The sequence below is a fragment of the Calditrichota bacterium genome, assembly GCA_014359355.1.
Classification (GTDB): Bacteria; Zhuqueibacterota; Zhuqueibacteria; order JANLFK01; family Oleimicrobiaceae; genus Oleimicrobium.
Map to the genome: position 1 here is coordinate 1 of JACIZP010000192.1, position 10,696 is coordinate 10,696.

Here is a 10,696-nt window from a genome sequence, read left to right on the forward strand (position 1 = left end):
CCTTCTTCTCCAGCCGGAGCACAAGGGAGATGAGGAAGCCTATTTCGGCGCTACTGCCAACACCCTGAAGTACTACGGCCTTTGGTACGGTGCCTATCCCTACGGTCACATTACCATCGTTGACCCGGCGTGGAACAGCCGCGCGGACGGCATGGAGTATCCCACGCTCTTCTGCGGTGGGAGTGAATGGTGGGTCCCCGCGGGGGTGCTCACGCCAGAGTGGTTGACCATCCACGAGTGCGGGCACCAATGGTGGTACGGCTTGGTAGGCAACAACGAGTTCGAGCATCCCTGGCTTGACGAGGGTATCAACTCGTACGCCGATGGGCGCTGTGCAGACGCTGCCTACGGCGATGACCTCCACATACGGCGCTACTTCGGCGTGCCGGTGGTCTTCCCCGAAGTAAAGAGGCCGATGCGCACCCGGTGGCGGGCGCCAATGCTCACCGCAAAACCGGACCGCATGGAGAGGCGCGGCTGGGAATTTGTGGATGGGCAGAGCTACAGCGTTAACGCCTATCGCAAGCCAGCGCTCATGCTTGCCACGCTGGAAGGGTACTTGGGCGACGAACTCTTCACCTCCATCCTGCGAACCTATGCCCAGCGCTATCGCTTCAAACACCCTCGGCCCGAGGATTTCGTGCGGGTCGTCAACGAACTGGCCCCGGAGAATATGGACTGGTTCTTTGGGCAGCTCTTTACGGGCTCTGGGATTCTGGATTACGCGGTGAGCTCCGTTTCGTCACGGGCCGTGCCGGGGCCGGAGGGCTATTTCGGCACGGGGGAACAGATGCACTACAAGAAGCCGGGGGAAAAGGAGAAACCCGCCTCGCAGCTGTTCGAATCAGAAGTGCTGGTGCAGAGACTGGGGGATGTGCGGTTTCCTGTGGAGCTGCAGGTGCGCTTCGAAGACGGCGAGAGCGTGACTGAGAGGTGGGATGGGAACGACCTCTGGCGGAGATTCCGCTATGTGCGACCAGCGCAGGTCATGTTTGCCGAGGTCGATCCTTCGCACAAGGTGCTCCTCGACATCAATTTCACCAACAACAGCCGCTTCCGTCAGCCAGAGTCAGGTGCGGCGCTCAAGTGGACGGTGCGCTGGCTGGGCTGGTTGCAACACCTGCTGGAAGTCTTTGCCTTCTTTGTTTGAGGCAGTGGCTTTGTCTTCGCTTATGACCAGATATAGCCGACTGCGGAACAGAGGTACGCCAGGGAGCTCGTCATGAAAGTGTTCCAGTCAATAAAGTCAGGAATGCAGGCGGTGCTCGGCAACCCGAAGGTAGGGGTGGCCGTCTACTTGACCAATCTCGCTTTGGGCATCACTCTGGCACTGCCGATGTACAGGATCCTGCATGCCTCATTGGCTTATAGCGGTGTGCGCGAGACGATGGCTTTGGGATTCGACTACGATTGGTGGACGGAGTTTTCGGCGCATGCGGATGGTCTTGCCAAGACCTTCCGGCCGGAGGTCCTCGGACTTGGCCCCTTTTTCGAAAATGCTGAGTTTCTCGTGCAGGGCCTTTTCGGCCGGTTTGGGCTCATGGTCCTGCTCGTGGGCCTGTTGTACTTGGTGGTGAACGCCTTCTTAGCTGGCGGGGCATTCGGTTCATACGCGGCAGAACGACAGAAGCAGACCATGACCCGCATGTTCGCCGCAGCGGGCCAGTTCTTCGCCCGTTTCTTGAGCCTGGTGGCCATGGCCGTCTTTTTCTACTTCCTTGTGTACAAGGGCGCGGGAGGGTTGGTGCGGAATACCGTAACGCAGCTTTCGGAAGGGCTTGCCACGGAGCGGGCGGCTTTCTTCGTCAGCGGTTTAGGAACCCTTGTTGTGTTTTTCCTGCTCACGTTCGTGAACCTCGTTTTTGACTATGCCAAGGCAGTGGTCGTCCACGAGAACCGTCAGTCAGCAGCAGAGGCACTTTGGATTGCTACCAAGTTCGTCGTTGGCCATTTAGGCAAGTGCCTGGGGCTGTACTGGCTGCTTGGGATTGCCGGGGGAGTTGCAGTGTTCCTGTTGTTTGGGCTTGTCTCGCTCATTCCGCAGAGCAAAGGAGGGGGAATATTTGTCGCCTTCCTCGTGTTCCAGTTGCTGGTCATGGTCAAAGTGTTTGTTCGCCTGTTGTTCTACTCAAGCCAGTTGGTTGCCTATCGCACGGCCAAGGCGGAGGTTCGTCGATTGCCCAAGGCATGAGGCGACGTCGGCACGCCAAGTGCAGGGGAGGGTGCGATTCATGAGGGTTGAAAGCTACCGTTTCGGTCAAATCGTCATTGACGGCGCCACTTATGATCGCGACCTAATCATTCGCCCAGGGGGGATTGTACCCGACTGGTGGCGCAAAGAGGGCCACAAGCTGCAGCCCGTGGACATTGAGGAGGTCCTCCGGAGCGACAAACCGGAACTCCTCATCGTTGGCACCGGCAAGTATGGACTGATGAGGGTGCTCCCGGAGACTGTGCAACTCCTTCGCGAGCACGGCGTCGAGCTGGTTGCAGCGCGCACAGACGAAGCGGTGGAGAAGTTCAACGCTGTTGCGGGCACCAAACGAGTGGTGGCCGCGTTCCACCTGACCTGCTGAGCTCCAGCGCAAGGTGGGCAATTCGCTTCAGGGAGTTTCCAAAGCTGAGGAAGTGAGGAACAGCGTGCGCTATCGGTTTTGCCCGGCGTGTGGGGAGACACTGCACAGGAGGGAGCTGGAAGGCCGCGAACGGCTGGTGTGCGGCGAGTGCGGGTTTGTGCACTATGAGAATCCGGTGCCGGCCGTTGGCGTGGTCGTAGTCGACGATGGGCGATTTCTCCTCGTTAAGCGAAAGTATGCCCCAAAGCAGGGCATGTGGAGCCTACCCGCGGGCTTCATGGAAATTGACGAAACGCCCATTCAGACGGCGGTGAGGGAGGCACGCGAGGAGACGGGCCTGGAGGTGCGCGTCGGTCCTTTGCTGGGAGTCTACGCCGGCGACGACGATCCACGCGTCCGGGTGGTGCTCATCGTCTACAAGGCAGAAATCATCGGCGGCAAGCTGGTTGCAGGCGACGATGCCGAAGAGGCACGCTTTTTCCCGGTGAGTGAGCCGCTTCCGGAAATGGCGTTTGCCAGCCACTGTCGTGTGCTGCAGGAAGTGGCTCGCCAGTTGCGGGAGGGCACAGACTGATAGGTGCGAGAGTTGACGCGCGGACAGCGCATGTCGCAATCGAAAACCCTTGAGAGTTTGTGCGATAACCAGCATAAAAGGCGTTGCGAAGCATTATTGCGTCATGCTCTTTAGGCGATGTGCGAGTGAAGATCTCTGTGTCCGCCAATAGTGGCGCGTGTGTCACATGTGGGGGCCAGGGTCGTGACGCCGAAGCGAGGTGGCAGGGTTTGCATCCGCTTTGCCCGCCGGGGATCTCGGTGAGGGAGGCGCGCGCCCTGCAAGTAGAGATGGCGCGGCTTCTGCGAGAGGGGGAGCCTTTTGATGGGCCGATCGCCACGGTCGCTGCCGGAGATGTGGCATATGCGCACCAGGGGGACACGGCCTGGGCGGCGGTGGTGCTCTGTAAAATGCCGGACCTGTGTCTGATCGAGTTCGCCCTAGTAAAAGAGAGTGTTTCGTTTCCTTACGTTCCCGGTCTTCTGTCTTTTCGCGAAGGTCCGGCTTTGCTCAAGGCCTTTTCCCTGCTGAGCGCCAAGCCCGACGTGGCGCTATTTGATGGTCAAGGTACCGCACATCCGCGTGGGCTCGGCTTGGCCAGCCACGTTGGACTGTGTCTGGGCCTGCCCACAGTGGGGTGCGCGAAAAGCCGCCTTGTCGGCGAGCATGGGCCGGTGGGCATGGAGAGAGGAGCCATCAGCTGGCTCATGTTCAATGGACAGAGGGTCGGGGCTGCGGTTCGCACGCGGGCTGGCGTAAAGCCAGTGTACGTCTCTGCAGGCTATCGCACGAGTCAAGAGCGGGCCGTCGAAGTGGTGCTGGCCACCTGTGCTGGTTATCGATTGCCTGAGCCTCTTCGCCAGGCTCATTTGTTGGCCAGTAGATGGCGGGACAGCGAGGAGTGAGCGTGGCGCGTACTGGGCTCGTCTACGATCCCACCTTTCTTGCCCACCGGGTGAGCAGCCTGCACCCGGAACAACCGGCGCGCCTCCAGGCCGTCATCGGTGCCTTGGAGGAAACAGGCCTCCTGGAGAAGTTGACGGTGTTGGCGCCCCGGCCTGCCGAGCTCGAGGAGCTGACCACGGTCCATGCTGCGGACTATGTGGAGAGGGTAAGGCAGGCCTGTGCGCGCGGGGACGGCTTTCTCGATTCTCTTGACACCGAAATCTGTCCGGATTCCTTCCTGGCAGCCAAGCTGGCTGCTGGGGCTGCGCTCTCCGCCGTGGATGCCGTGGTCGAAGGCAAGGTTGACAATGCCTTCTGTGCGGTTCGGCCGCCTGGCCACCATGCGACACACGCTAAGGCGATGGGGTTTTGCATTTTCAACAATGTGGCCATAGCTGCGCGCCACTTACAGCGGGTCCACGGGGTGGAACGCGTTCTGATCGTCGATTGGGATGTCCATCACGGCAACGGGACGCAGGAGGCGTTCTACGGCGATGAGACAGTTTTCTACTTCTCCGTGCATCGCTACCCGTACTACCCGGGCACAGGGGCAGCCAGCGAGACTGGCGAAGGTAGGGGCAAAGGCTTTACCCTCAATGTGCCCTTGCCAGCGGGCGCTGATGACGGCATTTACCAAAAAGTCTTCCAAGAGAAACTGCTCCCGGAAGCGAAGCTGTTTCATCCAGACTTTGTGTTGATCTCTGCCGGTTTTGACCCACATCATGCAGACCCACTCGGTGGGATGCGCCTCACCGAGGAGGGGTTCAGAGCGATGCTTCGAGTAATACTGGAGGTTGCCAGCTTAACCTGCGGTGGGAAAGTCGTCTCGGTCCTGGAAGGCGGCTATCACTTGGAGGCGCTGCGCACCTGCGTCTGCGACCACATCGCGATGCTTTTGGCCTGTTGATCTGTTTGGTCTGATGGCAAGCGAAAAGCGCTCTGGGGAAGTGGGAGCGAGAAAGGGACAGAATTGAGATTGTACTGCCGAAGTGAGGTGAGTGACGGTGAGAGTTTTGTATGTCACAGCCCTGGCAGCGGCTGTGATTATCGCCGGAGAGGCCTGCGTGAAGGGTCCGAAGACTGAACAGCGTGGCAGGCAAGCAAAGACCAGCGAGGCGGAGTTCGCGGAGCAGCGTCTCCGCATGGTAGAATCGCAGATTGCGGCCCGTGGGATAAAGGATCGTCTCGTCTTGGAGGCCATGCGCAAGGTCCCACGCCACCTGTTTGTCCCGGAGAACCTGCGGGACTCTGCGTATGACGATTCGCCACTGCCTATTGGACATGGGCAGACCATCTCGCAACCGTACATCGTCGCCTTCATGACCGAGTGCCTGAGGCTGAAAGGAGGGGAGCGCGTCCTGGAAGTGGGCACCGGGTCGGGATACCAGGCGGCGGTTCTGGCAGAGATTGTCGACTCGGTCTTTTCCATCGAGATCGTGGGCGATCTGGCCCTGCAGGCGAAAGAGCGTCTCAAGAGCCTGGGCTACAAGAATGTCGACGTGCGCCAGGGGGATGGCTACCGCGGTCTGCCTGACAAGGCGCCCTTCGACGCCATCATTGTGACGGCTGCACCTGACCACGTCCCACAACCCTTGGTGCAACAGCTCAAGGTTGGTGGCAGAATGGTTATCCCCGTAGGCTCAATGTACCAAGAGCTCGTCGTGGTCACCAAGCTGGACGAGCAACGGGTGAAGGAGGAGTCGGTGCTGCCGGTGCGCTTCGTACCGATGACCGGCGAGGCTGAGCGCAAGCCCCACCACCGGAATTGATCGGGAGGTAACGCGAGCCCCCTTTGCTCGCGAGACACGCGGCACACAGCAAATGAAGAAGGTGCTGACCGAAAAGGATGTTCTCAGGGCCAACAAGGACGGGCGCCGTGAGATTCTGCTCGATGCAGATGGAGTCATCACGCCCGCGGCCGCTGATACCGCGCGGCGCTTGGGCATCGTCGTGAAAAGAGAGGGCGAGAGGTTCGCCAGGTTGACTCGCCCGGTCGTGGCCACAGCGGAAGTCGCGGCCACAATCTCCTTAGGCAGCGACCATGCAGGCCTTGGCCTCAAGGAGTTCTTGAGAACTTTGCTTGCGGGTGAGGGGTTCCGGGTAGTCGATAGGGGTGCTTTCGATGAGACACCAGTAGATTACCCGGACATCGCTGTCCAGGTGGCGCAGGACGTGGCGCGGCGCCGTGCCTGGCGCGGCATAGTGATTGACGGGGCAGGGATCGGTTCGGCAATCGTGGCGAACAAGTTGCCCGGCATCCGGGCGGCCACCTGTGCCAGCGTCGAGGCGGCCAGAAGCAGCCGCGAGCACAACGATGCCAACATCCTGGCTCTCGGATCTCGCATGGTAGACCAAGAGACGGCGGCCCAGATCGTCCGCGTGTGGTTGACTACCGACTTTGGCGGTGGGCGGCACGAACGGCGCCTCAAGAAGATCGAGAAGATCGAGCGGCGCTACCTTCGCGGCTGAAGAACCTTGGGTCAGGCGCGCCTGGACTTGAGAGGCCAGAACGGGCCTGTTCCCCGCATGCGCTCGAATTGCACCACTCGGTCGGGAGCGTTTCGCCATCGCGGGGGTGAGGCCTAGCACGCCCTTTTTGCCTGCGAAAATGAGCCTCGCCAGCAAATTCCGCTTGACTTTGTGGGGGAAAAGTGTATCTTTCTACCCGACGTTTTTTGGGAACGACAAGAAAGGCTTGATGACGAAGGGAGGACAGACGACATGGCCAAGTTGAGCATCGATGATTTGGACCTGAAAGGCAAACGCGTCCTTATGCGCGTTGATTTCAATGTGCCCCTCACTGCGGACCTGAAGGTTGCCGATGATACTCGTATCCGTGCGGCCCTTCCTAGCATCAAGAAGGTAGTCGACGCCGGTGGCATGGCTATCCTGATGTCGCACCTGGGCAGACCCAAGGGCCAGGTCAAGGAAGAGATGCGTCTCCGTCCCGCTGCAGCTCGGCTCAGTGAGCTGCTGGGACGAGAAGTGAAGATGGCCCCCGACTGCGTGGGTCCCGAGGTGGAAGCCATGGTTGCCGCCATGAAACCAGGCGACGTGCTGATGCTGGAGAACCTGCGCTTCCACAAAGCAGAGACGGACAACGACCCCGAGTTTGCCAAGCAGCTCGCCAAGCTCGGTGACGTGTACGTGAACGATGCTTTTGGCAGTGCCCACCGCGCTCATGCTTCGACCGAGGGGGTGACCAAGTACTTCTCCAAGTGCGCAGCCGGCTACCTCATGCAGAGGGAGCTTCTCTATCTGAGCAAGGCCCTGGAGTCCCCAGCCAAGCCCTTTGTCGCCATCATGGGCGGCGCGAAGATTTCCGACAAGATCGAGCTGATCGAGAACTTCCTCGGAAACGTGGACTCCTTGCTTGTAGGCGGCGCCATGGCCTACACGTTCCTGAAGGCTCGTGGCGTCGCGGTAGGCTCGTCCCTTGTGGAGGCGGACAAGCTTGACCTCGCTGCCCAGCTCTTGCAGCGAGCGCAGCAGCGCGGCGTGGAGCTGTTGCTTCCTGTGGACCATGTGGCGGCGCCGAGTGCGGAGGCCGAAGCCGACGCGAAGGTCATTGACGGGGAGACCATCCCGGAAGGCCTGATGGGTCTGGACATAGGGCCCAAAACCATTGACCAATTCAAGAAGAAGATACTTGGAGCGCGCACGGTGGTCTGGAACGGGCCGCTTGGGATGTTCGAGAAGGGAGCCTTCGCCGAGGGGACGATGGAAATCGCCAAGGCCCTCGCCGATGCCACGGCTCGCGGTGCAGTCACCATTGTCGGCGGCGGCGACAGTGCGGCAGCCATCGCCAAGGCCAAGCTGGCGGACAAGGTGTCGCACGTGTCCACAGGCGGGGGAGCTTCGCTGGAGTTCCTGTCGGGGCTCAAGCTTCCGGGCGTTGAGGCCTTGACTGAAGCTTAGGCCTTCAGGGATAGGCGCTGGGGTTGCGCCACACACCACGCCGATCCAGCGCCCTTCCCATTTGTGGGAACGCGTGCCGCCGTTCGTCCCAGAACTTGGAATGATTCGGCTGGCGAGGCGTGGGGCAACGCTTCGGGCCTCGTAAGCCTTGTGAAACCAAAGGGCCAGCGTGCACCGTTGCGCCATTGGTGCCAGTGTTTTGGCATGAGGTTTGATAGGGTTGCGCGCCTGAACTGGTCTGGAATGCGCAAGCAAGAGAAGGAGTGCCTCGGTGAGCAAGGTCCTCACGACGTGTCCTTTCTGCGGGTGCGGATGTGGTGTCTTTCTGGCTGTCGAGGGGGAAAGAGTCTTAGGGGTAGCGCCGCAACGTCGACACCCTGTGAGCAGGGGGACCCTCTGCGTGAAAGGGTGGAACGGGCATCAGATCATCCACCATCCCGGCCGCTTACGCAGGCCCCTCATCAAGAAGAACGGCAAGTTTCAGGAGGCGTCTTGGGACACGGCGCTCTCCCTGGTAGCCAAGTCCCTCAAAAGCTTTGAGCCCGCGCACCTCGGCGTGGTCGGTTCACCGAAGTGCACCAACGAGGACGCCTACCTGCTGATGAAGCTTACCCGCGGGGTGCTGGGTACCGACAACTTGGACACGGCCGCCCGATTCTACCAAGCCCCCAGCCTGCATGCACTTAGTGCCCAACTCGGTCTCGCCGCTGCTACTGCCTCCCTTACTGACATTGAACAGGCCGACGTGGTGCTCGTGGTGGGCGCGAATCCTAAGGAGCAAAGCGCCAAGGCGGGGTCGTACGTGCTGTGGGCTGCGCGTCACGGTGCCCAGGTAGTGGTTGTGGACCCGAGAGAGACTGAGCTTTCCCACTTTGCTGCCCTTCATTTGCGCCCCAAGCCTGGCAGCGACGTGGTTTGGCTCAACGCGCTGTGCAATTGGTTGATTCGCAGTAATCGCCAGGTTGCGGAAGCTCGCGGCGTCAATGCCCTGGCCAAGGCGTTGGAATCCTTCACGCCGGAGAGTGCCGCGCAGCTCTGCGGAGTCCCTGCGGAGCAGCTGGCAAGGCTCGGCGAAATCGTCAGCGGCGCGCAGCGGTTGCTCGTTCTCTATGGGAACGGAGTTACCCAGCAGGCTTCGGGCACTGAGGCAGTCAAGGCGCTGGTTAATCTGCTCGTGCTCACCGGCAACATTGGCAAAGCAGGGGCGGGCCTCTTGCCGCTCCACCCGGCTAACAACATGCAGGGTGTGCTGGATATGGGGCTGGCCCCAGGCTTCTTGCCCGGTTTCGCCCAGCTGGAGGACCGTGAGGCCGCTTCCCGCCTGGGCGAGGTCGTTCCTGGCGTGCTGCCCAAGAAGCCAGGTTTGACACTTGGCGAGATGCTCCAGGCTACCGGCGACCAGATAAAGGCCATGTACGTGGTCGGCGAAAATCTGCTGTGGGGTGCGCCTAACTCTGGCGTTGTCAAAGCTGCGTTGGAGCGCCTGGAGTTCCTTGTGGTCCAGGATCTTTTCCTGACGGAAACCGCAGAGCTTGCGCACGTGGTGCTGCCCGCCTGCAGCTATGCGGAAAAGGATGGCACCTTCACCAACCTGGAGCGGCGCATCCAAAGGGTGCGTGCGGCCATTCCGCCCGTCGGGGAGGCAAAGCCAGATTGGGAGATCTTCCTCGCCCTGGCAAAGAAGCTAGGTGCGCGCATGTCGTACCGCTCGCCTGCGGAAATCTTTGCGGAGATTGCCACTGTCAATCCGTGGTATCAAGGCATCACTTACCAGGATTTGGACCAACCGGGGGGTCTCCAGTGGCCGGTGCAACAGCCGATGCCGTCTCTGGCCGAAGCCAAGCTCTCTGCTGCGCGCTACTTCCCTCCCAGCGAGTTGCCCGATCAGAACTACCCATTCACCCTCGTCATCGGCAGGGGGCGAGTACACCGCGTGTCGGGAACCTTGGTTTCTCGCTCCTTCACCCTGGCCAAAGAGTACCCGGAAGGGGTCCTGGAGGTGAATACCGATGATGCCAAGGAGCTCGGTCTCCGCTCCGGGTGGAAAGCGCGAGTGACGACCCCGCGTGGCACCATCGAGCGCACGGTACAGGTGACGCGTGGTGTGCCACCGAAAGTCGTCTTTGTCTCCCTTCACCACAAAAATGGCCTCACCAACGTTCTGGCCAACGATAAGCTCGAACAGCAGTCCAAGATACCCGAGATGAAGGTTTGCGCGGCAAGAGTGGAGGTAGCATGAAAGTCGGCCAGAAGTACACCATCGACAAACAGGCGTTCCTCACCGCCCTCGATTCGCTGCGAAAGGGCGCCAAGTTGATCGGGCCGACACCCGGACCGGACGGCGACGTGGTTTTTCGCGAGGTGGCTTCTGTAGCGGAGTTCACCTTCGACTATGTCAACGAGTTTGACCCCGTCAAGAGGTTCCTCATACCGCACCGGCAGGACCTGTTTCGCTTTACCTTGGGCAAGCGCCCGACCTTTGAGCCGTTGGTGGACTCCTCCCCCCAGATACTTTTCGGCATTCGCTCCTGCGACGTGAAGGGCATCTTGCACTGGGACAAATTCTTCTCCGGCACCTACTTGGACAACTACTACCTCGAAAAGCGGGCGAATACCACGATCATCAGCGTCGCCTGCAACAGGCCTTTGGACACTTGCTTTTGCATCTGCTGCGATGGTGGTCCGTGGCTGGAAAGTGGGTTTG

General features: G+C 60.5%; 11 protein-coding genes. All 11 read left to right on the forward strand.

All coding sequences use genetic code 11. The features are described from left to right. On the forward strand, positions 1-1,150 hold a 1,150-nt coding region (locus tag H5U38_08555), incomplete at its 5' end, for a hypothetical protein (GenBank protein ID MBC7187069.1). Positions 1,151-1,222: 72 nt separating this feature from the next. Beyond that, positions 1,223-2,191 carry a hypothetical protein gene (locus tag H5U38_08560; protein MBC7187070.1) on the forward strand — a complete coding sequence of 323 codons (969 nt, stop codon included), beginning with the start codon at positions 1,223-1,225 and terminating at the stop codon, positions 2,189-2,191. A gap of 40 nt (positions 2,192-2,231) precedes the next feature. Beyond that, positions 2,232-2,576, forward strand: a complete 345-nt coding sequence (locus H5U38_08565) for an Mth938-like domain-containing protein (GenBank protein MBC7187071.1) — start codon at positions 2,232-2,234, stop codon at positions 2,574-2,576. Positions 2,577-2,628: 52 nt separating this feature from the next. Then, positions 2,629-3,150 carry an NUDIX hydrolase gene (locus H5U38_08570; protein ID MBC7187072.1) on the forward strand — a complete coding sequence of 174 codons (522 nt, stop codon included), beginning with the start codon at positions 2,629-2,631 and terminating at the stop codon, positions 3,148-3,150. Between the two features lie 269 nt (positions 3,151-3,419). Beyond that, positions 3,420-4,034 carry an endonuclease V gene (locus H5U38_08575; GenBank protein MBC7187073.1) on the forward strand — a complete coding sequence of 205 codons (615 nt, stop codon included), beginning with the start codon at positions 3,420-3,422 and terminating at the stop codon, positions 4,032-4,034. Then, on the forward strand, positions 4,013-4,981 hold the full coding sequence (locus H5U38_08580; protein ID MBC7187074.1) for a histone deacetylase: 969 nt from the start codon (positions 4,013-4,015) through the stop codon (positions 4,979-4,981). Before H5U38_08575 ends, H5U38_08580 begins: the two co-directional genes overlap by 22 nt. 235 nt (positions 4,982-5,216) lie before the next feature. Then, positions 5,217-5,843 carry a protein-L-isoaspartate(D-aspartate) O-methyltransferase gene (locus H5U38_08585; GenBank protein MBC7187075.1) on the forward strand — a complete coding sequence of 209 codons (627 nt, stop codon included), beginning with the start codon at positions 5,217-5,219 and terminating at the stop codon, positions 5,841-5,843. 52 nt (positions 5,844-5,895) lie between these two features. Further along, positions 5,896-6,543 carry a ribose 5-phosphate isomerase B gene (gene rpiB / locus H5U38_08590; GenBank protein ID MBC7187076.1) on the forward strand — a complete coding sequence of 216 codons (648 nt, stop codon included), beginning with the start codon at positions 5,896-5,898 and terminating at the stop codon, positions 6,541-6,543. Positions 6,544-6,795: 252 nt separating this feature from the next. Continuing rightward, a complete protein-coding gene (locus H5U38_08595; GenBank protein MBC7187077.1) occupies positions 6,796-7,992 on the forward strand; it encodes a phosphoglycerate kinase in 1,197 nt (398 codons plus the stop codon). 271 nt (positions 7,993-8,263) lie between these two features. After that, on the forward strand, positions 8,264-10,231 hold the full coding sequence (locus H5U38_08600; GenBank protein MBC7187078.1) for a molybdopterin-dependent oxidoreductase: 1,968 nt from the start codon (positions 8,264-8,266) through the stop codon (positions 10,229-10,231). Further along, on the forward strand, positions 10,228-10,696 hold a 469-nt coding region (locus H5U38_08605), incomplete at its 3' end, for a hypothetical protein (GenBank protein ID MBC7187079.1). The genes H5U38_08600 and H5U38_08605, both read left to right, overlap by 4 nt.